Genomic DNA, 25419 nt, shown 5'->3' with positions numbered 1-25419 from the left:
GTTAGATACTTAAATATAACAAATGCTTTGTTTCTTTTCTCTTAAAATAGAACTTTTCTTACGTCGAATTCACGTTAAATAGGAAGTACTAAAAAGTCAAAAGCCCCGTACCTGTGGGAGTGGGATACGGGGCTTTTAATATTCAAAATGTGTGAATTGGGTAATATCTTTTTTGTGATATTACGATGCTAAAGGTAAAAAGTTACCGAATAGACTAATTTTTACCATCCTCCACCTAATGCTTTGTACAGAAGTATATAAGATGTCATTTCATCTAAATAGGCATCGTTCAACGAAACTTCTGCATCAAATAGTAAACGTTGTGCATCTAGTACATCTAAATAGTTAATTACTCCATTAATATATTGCAGATTTGCTAACTCTAAATAAGTACGAGAAGAATTTTCAAGCTCTTTCATCAATGCTCGCACTTCTTTAGCTTTATAAAATGTAGTTATTGAATTGTTTGTCTCCTGAAAAGCACCCAAAACGGTTTTCTCATATTCAAAATATTGTTGCTCAAAAGCAGCTCGGCTTGCCTTTAGTCTTGCTTTATTAGCCCCAGCAGCAAAGATTGGCGCTAAAATATCTCCTGCAAAATAACTGTATGGGTTGGTCAAAAGATCACTTAAATCCTTACTCTGCATACCGTATTGCGCTGTTAAAGTAATTTTAGGAAATAAGTTAGTTAATGAAACACCAACATCCGCATTAGCGGCAATTAAAGTTTGTTCCGCCATTCTTACATCTGGTCTTCTTTCTAGAAGATAAGAAGGCATCCCTACGGGGATAGAATCTTGTATAATATTTTCTGTTATATCCACTTCAATATCATATACCGTCGGCATCTTACCCAACAATAGTGCAAGCTGATTTTGCTTTAATACAATGGTTCTTTCCACTTTAGGAATAAGTGTCATTGTTTTCGCATATTCAACTTCAGCCTGACGCAAAGATGTTTCAGAAGTTAAACCTCCTTCAAAACGGAGTTTAGCTAAATCAACCCCCTCTTGCCTCGCACGTCCTGTTTCCTTAATTATTTGAAGCTCTCGCTTGGAAGCAAATAATTCGAAATAAGTTTGCGCCACATTAGCTATTAAAGACATCTTAACAGATCGTTGTGCTTCAGTTGTTTTAAGATATTCTGCCATAGCAGCCTCTTTTCCCCAGCGAATATTTCCCCATAAATCGAGTTCCCAACTCAACTCTGCACGTAAACGATTAATATCGCTAGTCCCTGAATAATCAATATTTTCCTGGTACTTTTCTCCAAACACTGATACTTCAGGAAACATTGGTGCTGCAGCAATCCGTTTCAAAGCCATTGTTTGACGAATACGAGCCGCAGCTATTTTCATATCCTGATTATTCTCCAGAGCAGTATGTATCATATTTACAAGAATCGTATCCTTAAATAAAAGATACCATTCTAAATCTGCTAATGATGCGGAGTCATTTGCTTGCACTGTTGTTATCGCATCGGGTATATCCATTTCTGGTGCTTGGTATTCTTTACCAACTTTACATCCTGTAACAATAAACAGTGCGAATGATATAATATATAGTAGTTTCATCTAATTAGATTTATTCTTACGTAAACGACTGATTCCCTTATTAATCATTACAAAAAAGAAAGGAACTAATATAATACCAAAGGTGATGGAAGCTAACATTCCGAAAAACACTCCTGTTCCGATAGAGTGCCTACTTGCAGAACCTGGGCCTGATGCAAATACCAATGGCAACATACCTAACACAAAAGCAAGCGAAGTCATTACAATGGGTCTAAATCGTAACTTAGCAGCTGTTATGGCCGACTCAACCAACTCTACCCCTTTTTCCATTTCTTGTTTAGCAACTTCTACGATCAATATGGCATTTTTTGCAGACAGGCCAATTAGCGTAACCATACCTATTTGGAAATAAATATCATTATCGAGACCAACCACCCAAATACCAAGGAATGCACCTAGCACTGCAATTGGAATGGATAGAATAACTGAAATTGGAATCAACCAACTTTCGTATTGTGCTGCCAGAAACAGAAATACAAAAATAAGAACCAATGACATGATAATGCCAATTTGGCCACCAGCTTGCTTCTCCTGAAAAGAAATTCCACTCCACTCATAACCTATATTACTAGGGAGTTTTGTTCGTACTATTTCTTCGAGTTTATTCATCGCTTGACCAGAACTATAACCACTGCCTGATTCTCCTCTGATAACAGCAGTACTGAACATATTGAATCGTTTTATACTACCTGGACCGGCACTAAAGCCGAGTGTTCCAACAGCTGTAACCGGTACCATTGAACCGTTATTTGTTTTAACAAAAAACATATTCAGGTTTTCTTTGGTAAGTCTGTAGTTTTCATCAGCCTGAAGATTCACTTTATAAATACGATTAAACATATTAAAATCGTTAACATACAAAGAGCCTAGATAGGCTTTCATTGTTGAAAAAATATCCGAAAGAGGAATCCCTAAAAATAATGCTGCTTCCCTGTTGACATCGAAATTAACTTGAGGAACGTCTGCCTGTAAGTTAGAAGAAACACCCTGAAGTTCTTTTGAATGACTCGCGTAATGTAACAAGGTGTCATTAGCAGCAACCAAATTCTCCCATGTTGCTCCTGCTCTTGCCTGCAACTGCATCTCAAAACCTCCAGAGGTTCCTAGGCCTGGAATTAATGGTGGCTTCGATATAAAAATACGAGCCTCTGGATAACGATAAAGTTCCTCTCTAATATTATCAATAACAGCATTCAACTTCAGCTCATCCTCTTCGCGTTCTGACCAATCATTAAGTAGTACGGTTAATTTTGCTCTACTTTGAGATGTTCCCAAACGAGGACTATTTCCTGTAATATTCTCAACTGCCTTAACTGCCGGATGCTTCAATATATAAGCAACAGCTCTCTCTGTAACTTCAACAGTACGTTGTAAAGCAGCACCTTCAGGTAAATCAATCTCAACAGTGAATTGCCCTTGATCTTCCTCAGGAATAAAGCTTTCTGGCACCAATTGAATAGCGACAAAAATAAATACTATTACCAATCCGAAAGCCACAAAAATTCTCTTGGGTTTAGCAACTGAAGCCGATATATATCCTAAATATTTATTATTCCCAGTTTCTAATACCTTATTAATTTTTGTAAATAGCCAATTGGTTTGTCCGCTAGCAGGTTTTAAAATAATAGCACATAAAGCCGGACTCAACGTTAAGGCCACAACTGTAGATAATAGAACTGAGACAACTATAGTAACCGAAAATTGTTTGTATAACTCGCCTGAAATACCACCTAAAAAACTTACTGGTATAAATACCGCCGCTAGCACTAGAGATGTTGCAATTAAAGCTCCAGATAGTTCTTTCATCGCCTCATGCGTAGCTTCTCGTGCAGATAGTTTCTTTTCTAACATTAAACGTTCCACATTCTCCACAACAACAATGGCATCATCAACCACAATACCAATAGCCAATATTAATCCCAGCAAGGTTAAAAGGTTAATAGAAAATCCAAGAGCAAGCATTACCCCAAAAGTTCCTATTAAGGATATGGGAACAGCAATAATTGGTATTAAAGTAGCCCTCCAGTTTTGTAGGGATAGAAAAACTACCAAAACAACTAGAAACAAAGCCTCTAACAGTGTGATGTAAACTTCCTTAATTGACGAAATAATATAATCTGTCATATCATATGGCACATCATACTCGATACCTTCAGGGAAGTTTTTACTTATTTCTTCCATCTCTGCTTTAACTCTATCAGCAACTTCTAGAGCATTAGCCCCTGGTAGGAGATAAATAGCTAAGATTGCAGCATTCTCATTATTAAAACCAGATTCTTGATTATAACTAGATGCCTCTAAATTAATAGTTGCTACATCGCGCAAGCGAACAATACTTCCATCTTCACTGGCTCGTAGTACAATATTTTCGAACTCCTCAGGAGTTGTTAATCGACCATGGGTAGAAATAGGCATTGAAATATCAATACTATTATTCGGCTGTAATCCCAACTCCCCTGCAGCGGATTCTCTATTTTGATCCTTTATAGCAGAAGATAAGTCACTTACGGTTAGACCATAACTTGCTAATTTATCGGGGTACACCCAAATACGCATTGAATAATAACGGCTTCCTACATTGGAAACTCGTCCTACCCCAGGAACCCGCCTTACAATATCTAATATGTTTAAAGTTGCGAAGTTACTCAGGTATATTTCATCGAACTTGGGATCATTCGAAGTGATACTTATCGTTAATAATTGCCCTGCTGCTTGCCGTTCTACACTAATACCATTTTGAACTACTTCGGCAGGTAGGCGAGATTCAGCCAACTTTACTCTATTTTGAACTTCCACCGCGGCAATTGCAGGATCAGTACCAACCTCAAATGTAATATCTAATGATAAACTTCCCGAGTTAGAACTATTAGATTCCATATACAACATTCCTGGTGTACCATTTAATTCTTGTTCTATTGGTGTTGCGATTGCCTCAGAAACTGTTGTGGAATTGGCACCTGCATAACTAGCTTTTACTTTTACAAGGGGTGGTGTTATTTGAGGGTATTGATCAACGGGCAATACTGAAATTGCAATTACTCCTACCAATACTATCAGAATGGAAATTACCATCGAGAAGACTGGTCTATCTATAAAAAATCCAGGCTTCATATGTTATTCCTCCTTTTTAAATTGGTAAATAGTATCTGATTCTGCAATTGGCAACATCTTTATCCCTGGATTTAACTTGTGCTGTCCTTCCACCACAATATTGTCGTAAGACGATAAACCTCTGTTGATCACTATCTCATTCTGCAGTTCGGCACCTGTTTCTACAAATCGTTTTTCAGCAACACTATCATTTCTCATTACGTAAACAAACGCCCCTCCATCTTCAATAATTAAAGATTTACGTGGGATAACAACCGATTTTTCTAGTACATCAATCAACAGTTTTACCTTGGTAAACTGCCCTGGCAAAAGTACTCTTCCTTCGTTCGGAAGTTCTGCCCTCACAATAAAAGTACCCGTTTTAGTATCTACTTCAGGATTTGTAAAGTCTACAATACCCTTAATCGGATAAACCGTATTATCAGCCAATGTTACTTCTATGGTAGGTTTCCACTTTTTAGTGGTATCCAATTGTGATAAATTTACATTACGTTCTTTACTTCGCAGGTAATCTAAAGCAGTTAAACTAAACAAAACAGCAACTGTATCCGTCTGAAAAACTGTTGTTAATAAGGAAATACCAGAACCTCCTACTAAAGCTCCAATATCAGCCTTCCGCTCTCCTACTCTTCCGGTTAAAGGAGAACGCACTGCGGTAAAACTCAATTGAAGCTCAGCCTGAGCAACATTGGCTTCACTAATGGCAATATTGGCTTCTTCTGATTCTAAAGAGGATACCGCGTTATCAAGATCGAGCTGACTGGCTGCATTTTTCTCGTACAATGGTTTTAATCGCTGTACATCCCTTTCTGACTTAGCCCTAGCTGCATGTGCTTGCTTTAATTTTGCTTTTGCCTCATTGAGCTTTGCTCTATACATGGTAGGATCAATTTCAAATAGAAGCTCTCCTTCCTCTACTCGTCCTCCCTCTTCGAACAACCTTTTTTCCAAGAAACCCTCAACTCGGGCTCTAACCTCAACATGTTTAAATGCGCGCACCCTTCCAACGTACTCTCCATAAAGTTCAACATTCCGAACTTCGGGTGAATCAATACGCACAACTGGTGCTTTCTCAGGCAATTCTTTACAGGAAATAATTAGTAATAATAAGGTAAATATTACCCCTGCCTTGCTAATTGTGTGTTTTATAAGCATAAAACCTTAGTATAGTAGTGAATAAAATGTTTCTGTAGCGTAATAGTAATTACTCAAATATCATTCCTTTTATTGAGTATTTCAAATAAGCATTCTGTTAATAAGAAATCCTATATTATTATATTATTGACATTAAGCAATTAAACCCCAAAGCTAATAAATAAGTATTACAATTCTTAATCTACATTTAACATATAAATCAATCATCGCTTCGTATTGATATTATTAATTGGCTCGGATAATAAAAGTAATTCAGATTATTAAGCCTTAATAAACTCGTTACAATTTCATACTTTTGTAATTTATAAAAAACCATAGATAATGCAGGCAAAAACTTTATTAATCACTCCACCTTTTACACAACTGAATACCCCCTATCCTGCAACAACATACTTAAAAGGTTACCTTAACAAAATTGGCAAACATTGTTCTCAGGTAGATTTAGGAATAGACCTTATTCTGCAAATATTTTCTACCGAAAAATTAGAGTCTCTTTTTAATATTGCCTCAAATAAGGAGCAATCCTATACCGCTAACACAAATAGAATAATAGCACTACAAGATGACTACATTGGCTGTATTGATGCGGTAATCCAATTCTTACAAGGTAAAAATAACACCTTAGCCCATACTATATGTAGTCGTAATTTTTTACCCGAAGCGAGTAGATTTAATACGCAAGAAGATATTGAATGGGCATTTGGAGCCATGGGAATAATTGATAAAGCCAAGCACTTATCCACACTCTTTCTTGAAGATTTATCTGATTTTATAATTGAAGCTATTGATCCACATTTTGGTTTTAGCAGATATGCAGAAAGAATAAGTTCTGCTGCAGCATCGTTCGATCCTATATATGACGAATTGATAAGTGACAACTCTCCAATCATTAGTTTACAGTTAGAGATACTTCAAACCATAATAGAGCACGAAAAGCCCCAACTTATAGGCTTTTCCATTCCCTTCCCTGGTAACCTGTTTTCTGCACTAAAGTGTAGTCAATTTATAAAGACACATTATCCCGAAATTAAAATTAGTATCGGTGGAGGTTACCCCAATACAGAACTTAGGCAAATACAAGATATACGCTTATTTGAGTTTATCGATTTTATAACTTTGGATGATGGAGAAGCTCCACTAATCAATTTGATTGAACACATCGAGGGGAATAGGCCTATTGATCAATTAAAAAGAACTTTGATATTAAAAGGTGAATCGATAGAATATATTGATGCTTCAGATACTAAAGATATTTCGCAGCGAGAAGCCATAACTCCTTGTTATGAAGGCTTATCTATAAAAGATTACTTGTCAGTAATTGAGATTACAAATCCAATGCATAGTTTGTGGAGCGATGGAAGGTGGAACAAACTAACGATGGCGCATGGTTGCTATTGGGGGAGGTGTACTTTTTGTGATACAACTTTAGATTACATCAAACGCTTTGAACCATCTACAGCAAAAATATTATGCGATAGAATGGAGGAAATGATTAAGCAAACCGGTGAAACAGGGTTTCATTTTACCGATGAAGCTGCACCCCCTGCACTTATGATTGCCTTGGCTCAGGAAATTATTAAACGTAAATTATCAGTTACTTGGTGGACAAATGTAAGATTTGAGGCTTCTTTCACAGAGGATGTTTGCAAATTATTAAAGGCATCGGGATGCATAGCGGTATCAGGAGGAATGGAGGTTGCTTCCGATAGAATTCTATCACTTATTAACAAAGGGGTAAGTGTAAGTAAAGTTGCTGTGGTATGTAATAATTTTACGCTATCCGGAATTATGGTTCACACCTACCTGATGTATGGATTTCCAACGCAAACCGAGCAAGAAACGATTGACTCATTAGAAATTGTACGTCAATGCTTTGAGGCTAATATTGTACAATCCGGATTTTGGCATCAATTTGCCATGACATGTCACAGTCCTGTGGGTAAAAATCCTGATCGTTTCATGGTAAGTATTGATCAAGAAGAAACGAACTCTTTTGCAAATAACGACCTTTATCACACTGACCCAGAAGGAGCAAAACATAAAATGTTTAGTGAAGGGTTAAAAAAATCTTTATTTAATTATATGCATGATGTAGGCTTTGATCTCCCTTTGCAAGAATGGTTCGATTTTAAGGTTCCTAACGCAAGTATAAGTAAAGACTATATTTACTCATCCATAGAAAATTACGAAGGCGAGGAACTTAGTCCTAATAAAAAAATAATATGGCTTGGTGGTAAATGTACTGCTAATAGATATAGTAAGAAGAATAAAAAAGGAAAGAGCATAACACTGCTAAAACTAAGTATTTTCACAAAAAAAGAAACTCTTATATTTAGCGTAAATGAGAAATTAGGCCAATGGATTATACAACTCATTGACGAATTATTGCTTGGAAAAAAAATTACCTTTGGGGAATTTGAAGATTCATATATTAATAAAGAAATTGGCGACTTTGACCTATTTTGGGAAAGTGAGGCTTTCGAAAAATTAAGAGAGGCTGGTTTGCTTATTATTTAACAAACACTTTTCAATCATTTTTAATCGATAAATATTTAAAACCAAATGAAACAATACATAGCTATAGCTTTACTTATTTGCTGCACCAGTTTAATCAAAAGCCAAAATATAGAAGCTTTTTTAATTCCTCAACCAAAAACACTTGAAATTAAAAATGGACAACTGAACCAACAATTAAATACACAACTGCCCACTGAAGAATTGTACCAATTCTTGAAATCACTTTGTGCTTTTGATTATGTGGGTCAAATAACGCATTTCACAAGCCCGTATGCACAACACAGCATCTCATTTTTATTAGATGATTCAATAAATACTAACGATGCTTACACACTTGATATTGATTCTGCCAGCATTAGTATTAAAGCAAAAAACTTAGCTGGTTTATACTACGGTAAACAAACTCTGCAGCAACTCATCAGCTATAGCGAAACGACTCAGCAAAACATACCAGCACTGCATATTAGCGATGCGCCAGATTTTGAACGTAGGGGCTACATGTTAGATATAAGTAGAAATAAGGTTCCTACGATGGAATCAATTTTTAAATTAATTGATTTGTTAGCCTCATTAAAAATTAACGAATTTCAGTTATATACAGAACATACATTTGCTTATAAAAACCACAAAATGGTTTGGGAAGGATGCAGTCCTATAACACCCGAAGAAATTCAAATAATAGACCTATACTGTAAAAGTAAACATATTGATTTGGTTCCTAATCAAAACTCCTTTGGCCATATGGAAAATTGGTTACGACATGATGAATACTTGCATTTAGCAGAGTGCCCTGAAGACTGTAAAACCATTTGGGGAATGCGCAAAAGAACAAGTCTTAATCCCGTTGATCCTAAATCTTTAGAGCTAATGGAAGAGCTTTATGCTGAACTATTGCCAAACTTTAGCAGTAAATATTTAAATATAGGATGCGATGAAACAGTTGAATTAGGTTGTGGAGAAACAAAGGAGATTTGTAAAGAAAAAGGCAAAGGAACAATCTATCTTGAGTATCTTATAAAATTAAATAACGCCGCAAATAAAAATGGTGTAGAGTCTCAATTTTGGGGTGATATTGTTTTAAATCATCCTGAATTAATTAAAGATATCCCCACTAATATGACTGCAGTAATTTGGGGATACGAAGCTGAATATCCTTTTGAAACAAACTTACCAAAATTTAAAGATGCAGGTTTAGATTTTTACGTTTGTCCGGGAACTTCAACTTGGCGCTCCCTAATCGGTAGAAATAAAAATGCCTTTGAAAATCAGCGACGAGCAGCTTTTTATGGTAAAGCAAATGGTGCTAAGGGTTATTTAAATACTACTTGGGGCGATTATGGCCATTGGCAACCTCTTTCTGTTGTTTACCCAAGCATAATGACAGGTGCTGCTTATAGTTGGAATTCAGATGTAGATCCAAAACTAAATCTTGAAAATCAATTAAACACCTACGTTTTTAAGGATAAAACAGGAAACACTGCTAAAGCTGTTTTAAAACTTGGTAATGCTTATTTAAAAGCTGAGATACCTTCGGGCAATGCCAATGCTTTTCATTTAATGCTGCGCAGATATGCTTGGACCATGAATGGTCAATATCAAACAAAACATTTAAAAGCTAAAAACTTAGATAAGGCAAATAAAGAAATTGATGATGCCCTAACAATTCTTAATGATGCTTCACCTAGTGCAGATTCTTTAACTGTAATAGATGAGCTGAAACATGCAGCTGACATGGCTAAACATGGTATTATGCTAGGAAAGGCAAGATTAGCCGCCCCTAAGAAATCTACTGAAAACATATCAAGAGCAGAACTTGAAGAATTAATTAATGATATTAATATTATTATTGAAAATCATCAAAAGCTTTGGCTTCTTAGAAACCGAGATGGAGGTTCGCAGGAATCACTTGGTAATTTGAATGACTTAAAAGAATACTACCAAGAAGCTTTAAACAAGAAATAAACTAATATGAAATCAAGATGAGTTACGTGTTAATAATATTCAGGCTCATCTTGATTATGAAAACTTTCAAGTATCTGTTTTATGTATACTTTATTCGAAGGCTTGAATTTTGATAATGCATAATCAACTGTAGATACAACCGATGAATTGCGTTGTAATTTCCCAAGTAATAGTTTAAACAAAGTTACCATAACCACCTGATTTGCCTTTGATGCAAGCCAAACTGTTTCCTCCTCCAAGATATGTGGATATTTCCTATTCACATATACATAATATGCTTTTACAATATTAATTTCATTAAAAAATTCAGCTGACCTAACATCAACTAAAAAGGAATAATCTGATTTATAATTAGGATGTAATTGAATTGAATCAATAGTACTAATCACATCTTTTAATGTAATTTTCCCTTCTACTTTTACTATTGTCAATTTTTCTTTACTCAAGAAAGTAACCTTGAAGTTATATGCTGGATTCATGTGAAATGGGTTTAAGTGGGTTCGTTATATATTTTAGTAGCTCTCTTCTATTAGTAAATATATTTAATAATTTTGCATCTATTTTAAAACTAATTACCAATAAGTTAGAACATTATAATGACATACCGAAATTATACAGGCAAAAAGTAGAATTATTGATTTAAACTTAAATATGATTTTGCATATTCCTCAGTTGAGCATATTTGCATATTTTCTCCCTTTACACCTAATATGTGCTTAAATAAAGTTGCGAAAACAACTTGTTTAGGACTACCCGATATAAATATAATTTTATGATTACTTATACCTGTGTAATATTCATTTAAAAAAGTTGAAAAGGTATTTACTGCTGAAATATTATCTGCATAATCTACCTTTCTACAGTCCATTAAAATACCACATGTTGGATACCTACGAATGTATAATAATAATTCACGCAATATTGCAATAGCATTTTTTAAGTGTAAGGTATTGTATAATCGAACTGATAATATGTTATCCCTCTTATCAAAAGAGTATGCGTAACTGTATTTAATTTTCATGAATACAGATACGATTCAAATAACATGATGTTATATTTAAACGATTGGACTTACACACAAGCAAATAAATTGTTGATTAATGACATTATTATGTACACTAAATTTACTCATTTTTCTTTTCAAACAATGGCAACTTATCGTTTGGGAATCGCTTTCCGAACTCTTGCCAAAAACTACTCACTTCTGTCTTCATCTCTTTGTGTAAGAATAATAAGCCAATAAGGTTAGGTATAGTCATTAAAGCAACTGTTATACCCGACATTGTCCAAATAATTGTGGTATCAATAAACGATGCAAAGAAAAAGCCCAATACATAAACCAATCTGTAATACTTCACACCTTTTACGCCGAATAAGAATATTATAGCCCTACTACCATAATACGACCACGATATTGCTGTTGAGAAAGCAAAAAGTAATAAGCCAATGGCCACAATATATTGGCCCCAACTACCAAACCAACTTTTGGTAAAGGCCAATGCAGTTAGTGGCGCACTATGCATTAATGATTTTCCCTTTAATGTGATTCCTTTAGATTTTATTAAGATTCCTTCTTCTACTTGCAGCTCACCGTTAAATAATTCTTTTCCCTTAAAAATATGGACCGATTCTGCCAAAGAACGAGAGTGTATAATTGATACATCATTTTTTATTTCTCCCTCAACCACATCAAGAGAACCTGTAAATAATGGTAAAGATGCCTCCCCCATTACATGATTACCGAGAGTTTGTTTATCTGCATCGCTAACATCAGAATAAACACCATCTATAATTTCAATATCCGACTTTTGAAATACATTCTGATGCTTTTGATTCCACACTCCAGAAGATAATAAGGTCAATCCGGTTAAGGAACAAATTACAATAGTATCAATAAATGGCTCTAATAATGCTACTAATCCTTCAGAAACAGGTTCGTGAGCACGTGCTGCGGAGTGTGCTATTGGTGCAGAACCTTGTCCGGCTTCATTAGAAAATAGGCCTCTGTTTACACCTCTATTGAATGCGAATGAAATGGTAGCACCTAAAAAACCTCCCGTTGCTGCCGAGCCTGTAAATATATCTGCGAAAACAGAAACCAATGATGGCCAAATATTCTGATAATTATAGATTATAACGGCGAATGCTCCTATAAAATAAATGGCTGCCATTGCTGGAACTAACTTAGAAGTAACGTTAGCAATTCTTTTAATTCCTCCAATTATAACTACTGCCAATAATATCGATAATACTATCCCTGTGGCAATATGAGGTATATTAAATGTACTATTTAATGAATTTGATATACTATTTATTTGAGGCAAACTTCCTGTTCCGAAAGACGAAAACACAGTAGCTACAGCAAAAATAACTGCCATAAGCGTACCTGTTTTAATAACTTTGCCTGAGCTAGTGGTAAAATTCAATCGGCTTTTCATGTAATACATGGGGCCGCCTGATATGGTGCCATCCTCGGCCTTTTCTCTATACTTATGAGATAGGGTTACTTCAACAAATTTGGTTGTCATACCAATAACAGCTGTAAGCAACATCCAAAATAATGCTGCGGGTCCGCCTAAATAAACTGCATATGCAACACCTGCTATATTTCCGGTACCCACTGTACCTGACAAGGCAGTAGTTAAAGCTTCGAAATGTGATGTATCTCCCTCATCATCTTCTTTATCAAATTTACCTTTAACTATTTGAAACGCATACTTTAAATACCTGAATTGCGGAAATCCTAAATACATGGTAAAAAATAATCCTGTACCTAATAAAAGGTATACAAACCAATTATGACTACCTATATAAGAATCGATGAGTAAAAGAAATTCATTTAACTCTTGCATAAAACACTTTATTTTTGGAGATGAGCTACAAATATAAGGGTGTTGATACTAAAAGAAAGTTTTTAGGCGCATTTTTAAACAATTTATCAGATTATCTCCCTGTTTTATCACAAAATATCACTCTTTATTCTATTACAAAACAGCTATTAAACATATAATAACTATTTTGCGAACAAATTACCCTAATTTATCATCTTATTACACAAACATGGATATTAACTTAATAACCAAACTTGCAGCCGCTGGTGCAATGGGCGTAAGTATATTTTGCATCATTAAAGTTTATGAACTATTAAAAGCAGAACAGAAGAAAGATAATCCACGTCCTACGTTTTTAAAATCTATTTATGTATCAATGGCTTTTGCTGTGTTAATGACAGTATTGTCATTAGGAATAGAAATAGTACGCCATAACATTGATGCTTCTGATGAAAATATAGAAGATCAGATTAGTGCTATCGCAACCAACCATTACTATTCACTTAATAAAAATGGAAATCCAGAAGCAATAAAACTTTCATACAACAATACCACCCATACCTTAAGCGAAGCTTTGCCAGATAGCTGCCTCAAGAATTGTGAACTAAAACTAGAAGCTTTATCTGATAACAAGCATATTGCCGTTAAGAAAACTGCTCAGAAAACCATTACCTTTGGTTATGTTAGTAACGCTGAAATTAAAACTAAGGCATTAAGTTTTCTTCCTAAAAGAAAAGCCCTCAGCGCACCTGAATTATGGACACTTGGAATGGCGTATTCGCCCAGTAATACTTCTAATGTTATTAAGTATAGACAGAATGAAGATAAGGCTTTAGCAATAGAATATTTTTCGATGTTGATTCAGTTAGATGATAAAGAATCAAATACCAATAAAGAAAAAGCCATTAAATTATTAATACAGCCCGAACTAATGAGCCGCTTAAAACCCAATCAATATGCATCACTGATTAAAGCGTTAAAATCGGGACACAGAGCTACTCCATGGGATAAATATGAATTAGCGCAAGTATATTTAAGTCGATCGTGGCAAACTTGGAATAAAGATAACTCTAGCACAGACTACAACAATTATCAACAACTACTAGCAGATTATAGAAAATACTATGAAAACAATAGTTGGATAAGAGATACCATTAAATATGCCAATGAACACAAATGGTATCAAGAGAGTAAACCTCTTTAGTACAGGTTTGATAGAATTTGCAACTCTCATCCATAACTATAAAATATTCCTCTATAAATATAAAAGGGAAATGGAGTACCTGTTCAATACCAATACTAAACATATGTAATACTTGTTTACTTAGCTCAAACTACAATAAAATGATTTCATAACAAGCCAAGGCTTTAGCTAGCACTTAATAAAAACCGATTAAAGAATAATTGTGAATACCTTTTATTTACAGTACCTTTGCGCCAAATTCTAGCTTATCACAAATGTGAAAAAGAGTTTCATTAAGGAAATCATTGAATAGAGATATTTAACTGCCCAGTATATTAGTGATCCCCTCTGTTTTTTGTTCGATAATACATTGTTTGTCGAATGCCTTTTTACTTTTCTTATACATTAACCAATTATCTATACAGCAATGGCTATTTATTGTAGCCCATTTATTAACGAATACAATTTGGTTTGAGCAAAGACAACAAAAGAAAAAAACTAAGAAGCGACGAAAAAACATTATGGGGTATCAAAACCAATGGTCCTGTTACCATAACATCTTTAATTGTTGTGTTAGGATTGGTGATTACCACAATAGCTGTTGGCACCCCCATTAAAGATTGGTTTGATAAAGCACAAACCAACATAGCAAACCAGACCGGATGGTTTTTTATTTTGTTTGTAAATGTAATACTCGCATTTGCCATTTACTTATTCTCGGGCCGATTCAGACACGTTAGAATTGGCGGTAAAAATGCTAAACCTGAGTTCTCAACTTTATCGTGGTTGGCTATGTTATTTAGCGCAGGTATGGGAATTGGATTACTCTTTTATGGTGTAGCTGAACCAATTCTGCATTTTGCTAGTAACCCAATGGTTGGCAATAGTGAAACCTTTGAACAGTCGGCAAAAATGGCTATCAGTATAAGTTTTGTGCATTGGGGAATACACGCTTGGGCATTATATGGCATAGTTGGGGTTTCAATGGCTTTTTTCACTTTTAATCTAAAATTACCACTAACTATACGTTCGGTTTTTTATCCTATAATTGGCGATAAAATATATGGCCCTCTTGGCGACATTGTTGATTCCATTGCTGTAATGGCTACCATATTCGGATTGGCCACATCTTTAGGATTAGGAGCCCAACAAATCAATTCAGGCTTGAGTTATCTATTCGATATTCCTAATTCATCGTTTGTACAAATAGCTATTATCATAATCATCACTTTTTTTGCCACATTATCTTTGGCACTTGGCTTAGCGAAAGGGGTACGGTTTTTAAGTGTGTGGAACATGCGTTTAGCTGTTACTTTACTTGTTTTTATGCTTGCCGTTGGCCCTACCATTTTTTTACTAAATGGGTTTGTTGAAAATACAGGACACTATATCACCAACTTTATAAAACTAAGTTTTTGGACCAATACATACCATGCCGATGTTAATTCAGTAAACACGTGGATTAATGATTGGAATGTATTTTTTTGGGCATGGTGGATTACTTGGTGCCCTTTTGTAGGCATTTTTATTGCTCGCATTTCGAAGGGTAGAACCATACAACAATTTTTACTTGGTGTTATGTCAGTACCTGTGGTGTTTACATTTTTATGGTTCTCTGTTTTTGGCGGTAGTGCACTATTTCAAGAGCTATTAGGAAATCATAATATTACTGCAGCAGTTAAAGACAACATATCAACTGCTATTTTTTACTTATTTGAACAATATCCTTTATCGTCGGTAGCCTCATTTGTTACCGTTATACTTATTGCATCGTTCTTTATTACCTCATCCGATTCAGGATCGTATGTTGTAGATATCTTAACAAGCGGTGGCAGACATGATTCTTCTAAAAAACAGAAAGTATTTTGGGCAAGCATTGAGGGTTTGGTAGCTTCTACTTTATTAATTGGCGGTGGACTTGTGGCACTACAAACGGCGATGATGTTAACAGGTCTGCCTTTTGCTATTATATTAATTATAATGTGTGCCAGCTTATACAAAGCTCTGAACGAATATATTAAAAAGTAATGGTTACAAGCTATTTTGTATAAAGTGCGTTTTTGATGAAGGTTGCCAATATAAAATTCATATAACTTTATTATAACATTACTTTAAACCACAATAAATGTTGTGGTTTTTCATTTACATTAGCCTTAGCTACTATATCAAACTACTTAACCCATACGACAAGGTACTTATATTGAGCAAAAGTGTTGTTAATTAAAGCAACATTGGAGTTAATGGGCACAACATTAATGTTAATCAGAGTAAAATTGTTTTTAGTTAAAACAATATTGTACTTAAACAGAGTAGAATTGTTGTTAGCAACAACAAAATTAAAGTTAATTGAAACAAAATTGTTGTTAGCACAAGTAATAATAAACTTAGCTTTGGCGAACTAAAAAAATAGCTTTGTGCTAAGATATCTTCAATCTACTTCCTTTTAATTTTTGTATCATCAATATTATTCTTTTTATACACCACATCTACTTCAACATAGTATACTACATATCAATACGGTATCAATTTAACAAGATGAACTTTTCTAAATAAAATAAAAAAGTGCAATTATTTTTATGGAATTGATATAATGCCTGCATCCTATATTCGAAAACAAAATAATTAATTAAAAAATAAAGGATTATGAGACAATTAAACATTATTGCAATTCTATTAATGATAGGAATAGGAACACAGGTAACTGCACAAAATAAAATTAATGTAAACGGCATTGCACAGGTTAATGAAATACCTAAAGAAATAATTGTTAGCATTGACCTAAGTATTAAAGATAGCTTATATCAGGTATGTTTTGATAACTCATTGCAGGCTCTTGAACAATTAAAAAGTCATTTTAAAAGCAATGGAATTAATCCGAAAAACATCTACACTAAAAACCTAGTGGTTAACGAGAATTATGAATGGCAGAAAAACAAAAAGGTTAAAGTAGGCTACTCTTCTACCATTAACTTAGAACTAAAAGAAATATATACACAAAAGTATTCAAAAGCTTTATTGAATAGTTTGAATCAGGAAAATTTAGATTTAAACTATAGGATTAGCTTTGGCTTTACGGATGAACAGAAAACAAAATTAAGAAAAGATGCACTTCAACTAGCTATTAAAGATGCCACAGAAAAGGCTGAAATAATTGCACAAGCATCGGGCTTAAAACTTAGTGGCATTGCCAATATTACCTACGGAACATCGCCATCTGTAAACCCGAGAACAGATATTGTTTATGAAAAACAATTAATGAACAGCTCAAGCAACAGAAACTCGGCAGGTGTTAACCTAAACCCTAAGGAACAGATGATTCAAAAAACGGTTTATATTGAATGGAATTTTACTGAGTAATTACAAAACTTTAAAGTATCAGTGAATTAACATTCTGCTTTCATTACACGTATTCGCTTTTTGTAACTATTCAGTAGTAAGACAAAAGTATAAAGACAAAAGACTTAGGATGTTACAACTTTTCTTTTTTTAAGAACGTTAAAAAAAATAGTGCTATTAATGAAATTGCAGCAAAATAGTATCCTTTTTATAACAATAATAAAAACTTTAAGTATTTGATAATCTTTATACTTTTGTCTTTATACTTTATACTGAATAGTAACCGCTATTTATTACGCAACAAATACTTGTAAATAAAAACCACTTTGTGTTGCCTTTAATTGTTAGGGCATTCTTGTAATTTACTTACATCACACAATAACAATCATACAATAATAGCTGCTCTTAATAACCAGGGCAGCTATTGTTGTTTAATAACAAACTTACATAATATCAATTCGTAATATACTATATGTGGCATTGGGTACGTTGTTAAGATACAATTACTAACCCAATAGTATGAACCAACTTAAGCTTATTGCATGCTGCTTATTATTTACTTCGGCGCTAAGTGCTCAAATATGCGGTTACACCCGTAAAAATACCAAACCCCGAAATATGTACATTTCGGTAAGTACAGGAATTAGCTATGCGATAATTGATTTAGCAAGAGGTGATATAATGTCGGACTTTATGTATGGCTTTGGACCTATGTTAGACATTAAAATTGAGCGTAATATGGGTAAGCGCTTTTTTGGGCACATCATTTTTAATACGAAAACAACCATAAACCCCCTATTAAAATTACAAGGAGAAAGGATAAGCTCGGATTATAGTTCTAATTTTGATGAATTCATTTTAGGAATTGGAGGTAAATACCTCAATAACATTAATGGAGTATATTTCTCAAGTTCGCTGGGCATAACAAATTTTCGCTATCGCATTAAAGTAAATAACCAAAACAACATAAGTAATATTGGTGCTGCAATTCAGTTTACACTGGGTAAAACTTGGCAAATAAATAAACGGTGGGCCTATAACCTTGCTTTTGCCTTTAATAAAACGCATGTGAATAGTACTAATTTGCAAGTTATGCCCTTTGATAAAAGCTATGACATAATAAATAGCAATAGTTTTAGCATTTTATTAGGAGTTACTCTTAACTAGCCTACCATTAATTGATAAGTTACAGTCAGCATCTAAACAACACTTCTTCAATTAAAAAAAAAGCCATTTATAACATCGCCTATTTTGTTGTAAAGGCTTACTCAAAAATGTTAGCAATCCGCAATTTTCTCTATTCATAAAAATAAATTACAAAGAATATTATTCGTATCCCTAATTCATTAAGTACTATACGTAACTAACTACAAAAAACACTAAACATAACTACATTATATATTTATCTCTATCTTTGTTAATAAATAATCCTAAAAAAAACATAATAATGAAAATCACACTTAATCTTTCTACTCTAGTATTTTTATTGCTAATTATCAGTTCTTGCAAAAAAGATAATACCGATCCTGTAGTTATAGAATCCTTTCCTTCTGCTATAGGTACAGAGTGGCACTATCGAACAACTACTTATGAAACTCAATATGATTTAGATAATCCAGATAAAATTACTGACACACACGAGTATTCAAAGCTTGATACCATAAAAATCACGAGAGACACAATAATTAACGATATTAAATTAAGAATTTATGAATCGAGGTTTACTCTTGAAGCAAGAAAAATAGAGCCTGATGGTTTAAAATCATACGCTTTTGGATTCAAAGATTTCCCTCGTGATATGGAATCTTATAGTGATCCTTACTTTGAAGTTGCATTACCACTTAATGAAAATTCTTCTTGGATAAAATGCAACACAGGAAATTGTAGTTATGGTATAAAACGCAAAGCATTAGGTAGTGAAATGATCCTTTTTAACGATTCAGAAATAAACTGTATTAAGGTATTATCTGCACATATTAATGAGAATCCTGATGATAATGCTATAGTCCATAGATGGTATTCTGATTTAGGTTTAATGAAAATACGAACAGAGCATGAGAAGTTAGAATATACCGATGATTACGGTAATGCAATAGGGTATATAAAAGTAATTGAAGAAAAGGTATTGGTAAATTATATTGCTAGAGAAGAATAATACCCCTGATTCCATAAAAAAAGCCGAGTACTTTATCATCAAAGATAAAATACTCGGCTTTTTTAAAATTTATTATCCAGCTTATGCTGATTGTTTTTCGCTTCTGCCCTTTAACTTTTTAAACCACATAATATAACCCGATATTGGTAAATAAGCGGCAAACAGAGACAGAATAAAGGCGAATATTTTCGATTTCAATCCTAGAATCTCTCCTGTATGAATAGGCTTTATCATACTTCCAACTTTTTGATATAGCGGTCTATCTTTAAATAAATCAACTTTCATTAATTTACCTTTATCCGAAAACTTAACATCATCATATAACTGAGCACCCAACAAATTGTGCGTATTCTTTTTACGTATGGTTGGTGAACTTATTCCCTTACCCGAAAGCATAACGCTAAGGTCGCCCGTATAATTTAAATGCTGATTAGCCTCTGCAAGTAAAACATCTAAGTTAACTTCAAGTGCCTTTTTCTTTTGTTGATTTCCTCCTGATGGTTTACGTTGCGATTTTTGATTATGACTGTGAGATGCCTCTTGTCGCAACTCTGCCGGCTTTAAAGAGTTAACCGTAATATCCTTAACCCATCCGTAAGTAAAAAAGATACCAGTCCATGCCACAACTATTAAAAAAATAAATGTATACATCCCCATGTTAATGTGCAAATCTCTATTCCAAACACTAAACTTGTATCTGAACCCAAAAGAGAATTTATTTCTCCAAGCATTCTTTTTACCTGTTTTAGGAAACCAAAGAATTAAACCCGATATCAATAACACCATAAAAACAAGTGTACAGGCAGCTGTAATTTGTCGGCCCAGTTTAAAGTTTTCCATATTAAACCAACGATGTAAAAACATGATGGTATTAAAAAACTTTGGTACACTTGGCGAAAGTTCACCAATAATTTCGCCAGTTTCTCTATCGGCAAAGGCAGTTATTCCAGCTTTACCTCTTTCAGTAAACTGAACTCTGATATTATGATTGGTTTTTTCGGGAATAGTAATCTTATGAGGCGTTTTATCATAAGAAGCTTCAAAATTAGCCTGCACCACATCGATACTTACAATGGATTCTGCAGGAGCCTCGCGATGAATAGAACTATATACCGACAAATCTTCTACCTCGTGCTTAAATACATACAAAGAACCTGTTATGGCAATAAAACAAATTACCCCACCAACGATTAATCCTAACCATAGGTGCAATAGAAATAAAATATATTTAAAGGTACTTTCGCTCTTCTTCTTTTTACGAAGTAAGGCCTTTTTAAGTATGGATTTTGTAGTAGAGTGATTCGACATTGTATTTGGAATGATAAAATTTATTTACGAATGATAATGCATCATTTATCTGTGATTAGGATACATAAGATTATGTAAATATAAATAACCAAAGTTTAAAACTCTGGTTATTTATTTTTAAGTTGTTCTAGAAAATTCCTTCGATAAAGATATTTCCTTTATCTAATGATAATCCTGTTTCAAAAGCATTTGGATCAGTAGAATCTATATCGAAAATATAAACATACGGATCAGACTCGCCACTTGAACCAACAGGACTAATGGCCATATAAAATTTACCATCTTTATCTATTCCATGCTGATAAGCAAATAAATCAGATAATGGCACATTCATTTTTATGGCTGTTTTCTGATTCATATCAATTCTAACTACACCCCAAGTATTATTCTCATCGGTCTCGCTAAAAAACTCAGCCGACATATAACAAATTCCGTTTCCAACATGGTACCAATTGTTTGAGTTAAATGCCATGCCTAATTCTTCACTTACATTAAACTCCCAACTATCATCGTACTCACCATCTTTTAAACGTACAATAACTGTAGCATCTTCAGCCTTTTCTGATCTGTTTGCCTGGTACACATAACCATCAATAGCATGCATATTTTCGCCACGGTAACCATTGGTATTTCCATTAGCCTTTTCTGAACGAATATACTTTGGGTTTTTAAGAGTTGGATAATCCAATACAATTGTATGAATACCTGTTAAGTCAATACTTTCATCTAACTGACGACGACCAACACCATAGTAAATTTTATCATCTAAAACAGTTGGAGCATCGATACGGAAAGGATAAGATTGCTCATCGATATCCCAATCGGTAACAGGTAAAGTCCATGTTTCCATAATTTCAGAAATAGCTACTTCCGGAATCTGCACATGTGTAACATACATACTCCCTTTTTTTGTGATGCCGTTACCGGGATCTTCAACATCTTCGGTATTAATATTATGTATTAAAATACTTTGTTCGTTAATTTTCCAAGGACGCACGTGAGGATTACCGCCCATAACTGGAGCAATATCAAGCTCGCGAACTTGTGTATAAGTACCATCTTTATAGCTTAACTTTTTTAAGTATCCGCCACCATAATCAAAAACATAAACCCAACCAGTATTATCGGTAAAAACTCTGGCTGAACGCACCGGGTTTAAGTGATATCCGTTTCCTTTAAAGGTTAAACTACCTTCTTCAAGGTTATCTGCCGGAGCAATATATACTTGCGCATCGTCGCCATCGAAACGTGCAGTTATATGATTCGTTTTTACTGTTCCTTGTTCTCCTCCATTATTGGGGCCATCCGAATCATCGTTACAAGCAGTAACAAATAAGGCTAGCAAAGCTATAGCAGCAAGCTTTAAGTTAACTAAGTACTTCATTATAATTGTTTTTTATTATTTAATGATTAGAAAATTCTATATGACAACTTTAGGTAGAATGCTCTACCGGGTTTTTGAATGGCAAAATTATCGAATGCCATAGTATTAAATATGTTTTTACCATCGAGACTGATGGTCATTTTTCTATCAGCGAAAGTATAACCTACACTTACATCGTTAATAAACTGGCTCGGTACAATAGGTTTATTTTGATTGCCAATTACATCCCAATCAAAATGAAACTCATGAACGTAAGATGAATACCAGTTTATGGATAATCGATCGCCATTTTTAAATAAGTCTGATTTGGTATATCCAGCGCCTGCACTGAATGTTAACCAAGGCACATTAGGCTCCCTTGAAAGATAGTGTAGGTTTTCTGATCCGTTATCGGCGTATTTCTCCATAAAGCGGGAATCTAAATAATACCCCTGCACCATGAAATGCCATTTTTGTTTGATACGATAATCAAGCTGCATTTCGATACCTTTAGAAGTTACATGACCCAAGTTTTCGTAAACCGAATAACTATCTCCGCTCTGAACTACTACATTACGTCGGATACGATCAATAGTATTACGATAAAATAGATTTGTATTCAGATTTACAGAACTGTAGGTATTATCGAACAAAGTAAAATCGCCACCCAGGTTAAAATTGTAGCTTTTCTCAGGCTGAAGATCAGTTGACTCCACTATTTCTCGCGCTGCATTTCCGAATACCTCGTTAGTACCAACCAAGCGAATGGCCTTTTCAAAAGAAGCACTTACTCTTACTCTATCACTTACATCGTAGCTTGTGGTTGCCCCATAGCCCCAATTATTATCGGCTCTTGAAAAATGAATGGTATCTAAAACATTATCATTCATTTCAACCTTATCTTGTTGCAAATAATTATGATAGTGCTTTACGAAGACGGAGTTTCTCATTTTATCTTCAAAAAGTGTATTCTGATAAGTAAAGCCCGTAATCTGTTTGTTTACATTATTGGTACTTCCAAAATTTCGTTGTTCGGCTTCTGCCAATTCATCATCCGAAGAACGCACAAATTGATTGTATGAATAGCTTAACGCTAAAGAGTGGTTTTCTGATAGACTATAAAAAGCCGACAAACGACCGATGTAATTATCGTTGTTATCAACATTTAAAGTTGCCGTACCACTTTCTCCAGGCAATGGCGTTACCCCGCCCACAGGAGGAATAAGATTTCCATACCAATCGTATTTATTGCTTGTGGTATCGGTTAATGCGCGTTGAGATTTAACGTACTGAAAATTTCCGGTAAGGTTAAGCCCCTTGGTAAACACATCCTTTTTACTATAACTTACACTTGGTGCTACAGTCCAGCCTGTGGAATAACGCTCCCCATAAGGTGTTATCATTCGTGGGCCATGCTGAATTTCTTTATAATCTTCAGAAGCATTAATGGAGAAAAAAAGCTGGTCGGCCCATTTTTTATCAGTAACACCTACATCAGCCTTAATACCGTACGACTCGTAAGCATCATTAAAGCGCTGTACCTTTTCACCCGTTTTTATTACTGCTAAATAATCGGGGTTTCTTGAACCATCAGGCAAAAACTCTCTGTAATCTTTAATTTTTATATCGTCAGACCACACTGAGTAATTATTATCAGAATAATTATAAAAAGCAGACATGCGTGTTGTTAAGCCCGTTTTTTTATCGCGCCAAGTTCCGGCAACATCTGCCCTGTGCGTATTAAAAGATCCCACTGAATAAGATGCATCTAAGGTGTAGTTTTTTTGTTGCATGGATGGCATTTGCTTTGTAACCACATTTATGGCACCTCCCATGGCATCGTTACCAAACTCAACTGGAACAACGCCTTTATATACATCGATACGCTCAATTAGCGATAATGGAATACTATTGATTGAATACGAAGAGCCAAATGATTCCATTGGGACACCATCAATAAAAATTCGGACTGCACTGCCCGACAGACCATTGATATTATAGCTTGTTTCGGAACCTAAACCACCATCTCTTCTAACGCGAAGTCCGGGAGTTTGGTCGAGCACCTCATTAATTTCTAAATTTTTACTTTGAAGCTGTTTGGTATCTACAGAACTAACAGCAAAGCCGCTACGCTCTATTTGAGCTGCCTTACTTTCGCCTTTTACAAATACCTCGTTTAAGTTATGGTTCGATTCTTTTAAAACCGCATTGGCAATTACATGCAGGCTATTATTCAATTGCACATCTATAGATACTTGCTCGTATCCCATGCTATTAATTAGCAACTGTACCTTGCCCTTTGAGATATTATTTAGAGTAAACTCACCATTCATATCAGTAGATGTTCCTACTGATGTATTTGCAATTACTACTGTTGCAAATGGAATTGCTTGTTTTTTCGTATCTGTTATTTTGCCTGACACGGTATAAGTCTCTGCTGCCACACAAAAACCACTTACAAAAACCAGTATAATTAATAAATAAAATTGCTTCACCTTTCTTCTTTATTTTATTGATACAAAGAAGCGGCTATCTTAAAATTTTAACAATCCCCTAAAGAGGGGAATATGCCTAATCAGGTAAAATCAGAACTAACGCAAGGGAATGTTAGCACACATAAACACCACTACATAGTACTATATTACAGCTCATTATAAGTATTGAACCTATTAAAAACATAAGGGAAACGATGCGCAAATCATATAGTTACAAGTCGTCCTATTGGAAGGTTTTATTTACACAATCCCCATTAATGGGGATTATGTAGAATATTTTTAAAGAAGGCATTTGAAAAAACTAAATTATGAAGAAGGAAGACACTAAAAAATATTCAACTAAAAAAGACACTATATTTTGAGAAAATTATAGTTATAATCCATTCAAAATATAGTGTCTTTTTTTTCAGAATATAGTGTTTACTTTTT

The 25419-nt window shown here is 34.4% G+C and carries 16 protein-coding genes; 7 read left to right on the top strand and 9 right to left on the bottom strand.

All coding sequences use genetic code 11. The features are described from left to right. Positions 1-221 precede the first annotated feature (221 nt). Genes QMO11_RS10675 through QMO11_RS10665 form a run of 3 tightly spaced genes read right to left on the bottom strand, consistent with a single transcriptional unit; the run spans position 222 to position 5840 of the window. Positions 222-1574: an efflux transporter outer membrane subunit gene (locus QMO11_RS10675; RefSeq protein ID WP_282037238.1), complete on the bottom strand. Its 1353-nt coding sequence runs from the start codon at positions 1572-1574 to the stop codon at positions 222-224. Further along, positions 1575-4685 carry an efflux RND transporter permease subunit gene (locus QMO11_RS10670; RefSeq protein ID WP_282037236.1) on the bottom strand — a complete coding sequence of 1037 codons (3111 nt, stop codon included), beginning with the start codon at positions 4683-4685 and terminating at the stop codon, positions 1575-1577. Between the two features lie 3 nt (positions 4686-4688). Then, complete coding sequence (locus QMO11_RS10665) at positions 4689-5840, bottom strand: efflux RND transporter periplasmic adaptor subunit (RefSeq protein WP_282037235.1); 1152 nt, start codon at positions 5838-5840, stop codon at positions 4689-4691. Between the two features lie 321 nt (positions 5841-6161). Between QMO11_RS10665 and QMO11_RS10660 the strand changes: the two genes are divergently transcribed. Beyond that, positions 6162-8357, top strand: a complete 2196-nt coding sequence (locus tag QMO11_RS10660) for a B12-binding domain-containing radical SAM protein (RefSeq protein ID WP_282037234.1) — start codon at positions 6162-6164, stop codon at positions 8355-8357. A gap of 45 nt (positions 8358-8402) precedes the next feature. Continuing rightward, positions 8403-10319, top strand: a complete 1917-nt coding sequence (locus QMO11_RS10655) for a beta-N-acetylhexosaminidase (protein WP_282037232.1) — start codon at positions 8403-8405, stop codon at positions 10317-10319. Positions 10320-10348: 29 nt separating this feature from the next. Here QMO11_RS10655 and QMO11_RS10650 read toward each other — a convergent pair whose 3' ends face one another. From QMO11_RS10650 to QMO11_RS10640, 3 genes are all read right to left on the bottom strand, one after another. Next, complete coding sequence (locus QMO11_RS10650; RefSeq protein ID WP_282037231.1) at positions 10349-10798, bottom strand: hypothetical protein; 450 nt, start codon at positions 10796-10798, stop codon at positions 10349-10351. Positions 10799-10950: 152 nt separating this feature from the next. Then, positions 10951-11340, bottom strand: a complete 390-nt coding sequence (locus tag QMO11_RS10645) for a hypothetical protein (RefSeq protein WP_282037229.1) — start codon at positions 11338-11340, stop codon at positions 10951-10953. Positions 11341-11443: 103 nt separating this feature from the next. Further along, positions 11444-13171: an alanine/glycine:cation symporter family protein gene (locus QMO11_RS10640; RefSeq protein ID WP_282037227.1), complete on the bottom strand. Its 1728-nt coding sequence runs from the start codon at positions 13169-13171 to the stop codon at positions 11444-11446. A gap of 208 nt (positions 13172-13379) precedes the next feature. Here QMO11_RS10640 and QMO11_RS10635 point away from each other — a divergent pair, with 208 nt between their 5' ends. The 5 genes from QMO11_RS10635 (at position 13380) to QMO11_RS10615 (ending at position 19824) form a co-directional block, all read left to right on the top strand. Continuing rightward, positions 13380-14354, top strand: a complete 975-nt coding sequence (locus QMO11_RS10635) for a hypothetical protein (protein ID WP_282037226.1) — start codon at positions 13380-13382, stop codon at positions 14352-14354. A gap of 450 nt (positions 14355-14804) precedes the next feature. Further along, positions 14805-16361 carry a BCCT family transporter gene (locus QMO11_RS10630; protein ID WP_075601714.1) on the top strand — a complete coding sequence of 519 codons (1557 nt, stop codon included), beginning with the start codon at positions 14805-14807 and terminating at the stop codon, positions 16359-16361. Positions 16362-16976: 615 nt separating this feature from the next. Then, the gene (locus QMO11_RS10625) at positions 16977-17690 is read left to right on the top strand and encodes an SIMPL domain-containing protein (RefSeq protein WP_282037225.1); all 714 of its coding nucleotides are present in this window, start codon (positions 16977-16979) and stop codon (positions 17688-17690) included. Between the two features lie 498 nt (positions 17691-18188). Then, positions 18189-18836, top strand: a complete 648-nt coding sequence (locus tag QMO11_RS10620) for a hypothetical protein (protein ID WP_282037224.1) — start codon at positions 18189-18191, stop codon at positions 18834-18836. A gap of 280 nt (positions 18837-19116) precedes the next feature. After that, positions 19117-19824: a hypothetical protein gene (locus QMO11_RS10615; protein ID WP_282037223.1), complete on the top strand. Its 708-nt coding sequence runs from the start codon at positions 19117-19119 to the stop codon at positions 19822-19824. 81 nt (positions 19825-19905) lie between these two features. Here the strand turns inward: QMO11_RS10615 and QMO11_RS10610 are convergent, their stop codons facing one another. From QMO11_RS10610 to QMO11_RS10600, 3 genes are all read right to left on the bottom strand, one after another. Further along, positions 19906-21132 carry a PepSY-associated TM helix domain-containing protein gene (locus tag QMO11_RS10610; protein WP_282037222.1) on the bottom strand — a complete coding sequence of 409 codons (1227 nt, stop codon included), beginning with the start codon at positions 21130-21132 and terminating at the stop codon, positions 19906-19908. Between the two features lie 127 nt (positions 21133-21259). Continuing rightward, positions 21260-22516: a hypothetical protein gene (locus QMO11_RS10605; protein WP_282037221.1), complete on the bottom strand. Its 1257-nt coding sequence runs from the start codon at positions 22514-22516 to the stop codon at positions 21260-21262. 26 nt (positions 22517-22542) lie between these two features. Beyond that, entirely contained in the window at positions 22543-24990 is a 2448-nt protein-coding gene (locus tag QMO11_RS10600; RefSeq protein ID WP_282037220.1) for a TonB-dependent receptor, read from the bottom strand. Between the last annotated feature and the right edge of the window lie 429 nt (positions 24991-25419).

Source organism: Saccharicrinis aurantiacus, assembly GCF_947489045.1.
GTDB lineage: Bacteria > Bacteroidota > Bacteroidia > Bacteroidales > Marinilabiliaceae > Saccharicrinis > Saccharicrinis aurantiacus.
The sequence above is the reverse complement of the archived record's forward strand: the minus strand, read 5'-3'. Positions and strand labels throughout refer to the sequence as shown.

Bases quoted from the DNA above. Each gene is read 5' to 3' on its own strand.
- QMO11_RS10675 (WP_282037238.1), bottom strand. From the start codon at position 1,574: ATGAAACTACTATATATTATATCATTCGCACTGTTTATTGTTACAGGA.
- QMO11_RS10670 (WP_282037236.1), bottom strand. From the start codon at position 4,685: ATGAAGCCTGGATTTTTTATAGATAGACCAGTCTTCTCGATGGTAATT.
- QMO11_RS10665 (WP_282037235.1), bottom strand. From the start codon at position 5,840: ATGCTTATAAAACACACAATTAGCAAGGCAGGGGTAATATTTACCTTA.
- QMO11_RS10660 (WP_282037234.1), top strand. From the start codon at position 6,162: ATGCAGGCAAAAACTTTATTAATCACTCCACCTTTTACACAACTGAAT.
- QMO11_RS10655 (WP_282037232.1), top strand. From the start codon at position 8,403: ATGAAACAATACATAGCTATAGCTTTACTTATTTGCTGCACCAGTTTA.
- QMO11_RS10650 (WP_282037231.1), bottom strand. From the start codon at position 10,798: ATGAATCCAGCATATAACTTCAAGGTTACTTTCTTGAGTAAAGAAAAA.
- QMO11_RS10645 (WP_282037229.1), bottom strand. From the start codon at position 11,340: ATGAAAATTAAATACAGTTACGCATACTCTTTTGATAAGAGGGATAAC.
- QMO11_RS10640 (WP_282037227.1), bottom strand. From the start codon at position 13,171: ATGCAAGAGTTAAATGAATTTCTTTTACTCATCGATTCTTATATAGGT.
- QMO11_RS10635 (WP_282037226.1), top strand. From the start codon at position 13,380: ATGGATATTAACTTAATAACCAAACTTGCAGCCGCTGGTGCAATGGGC.
- QMO11_RS10625 (WP_282037225.1), top strand. From the start codon at position 16,977: ATGAGACAATTAAACATTATTGCAATTCTATTAATGATAGGAATAGGA.
- QMO11_RS10620 (WP_282037224.1), top strand. From the start codon at position 18,189: ATGAACCAACTTAAGCTTATTGCATGCTGCTTATTATTTACTTCGGCG.
- QMO11_RS10615 (WP_282037223.1), top strand. From the start codon at position 19,117: ATGAAAATCACACTTAATCTTTCTACTCTAGTATTTTTATTGCTAATT.
- QMO11_RS10610 (WP_282037222.1), bottom strand. From the start codon at position 21,132: ATGTCGAATCACTCTACTACAAAATCCATACTTAAAAAGGCCTTACTT.
- QMO11_RS10605 (WP_282037221.1), bottom strand. From the start codon at position 22,516: ATGAAGTACTTAGTTAACTTAAAGCTTGCTGCTATAGCTTTGCTAGCC.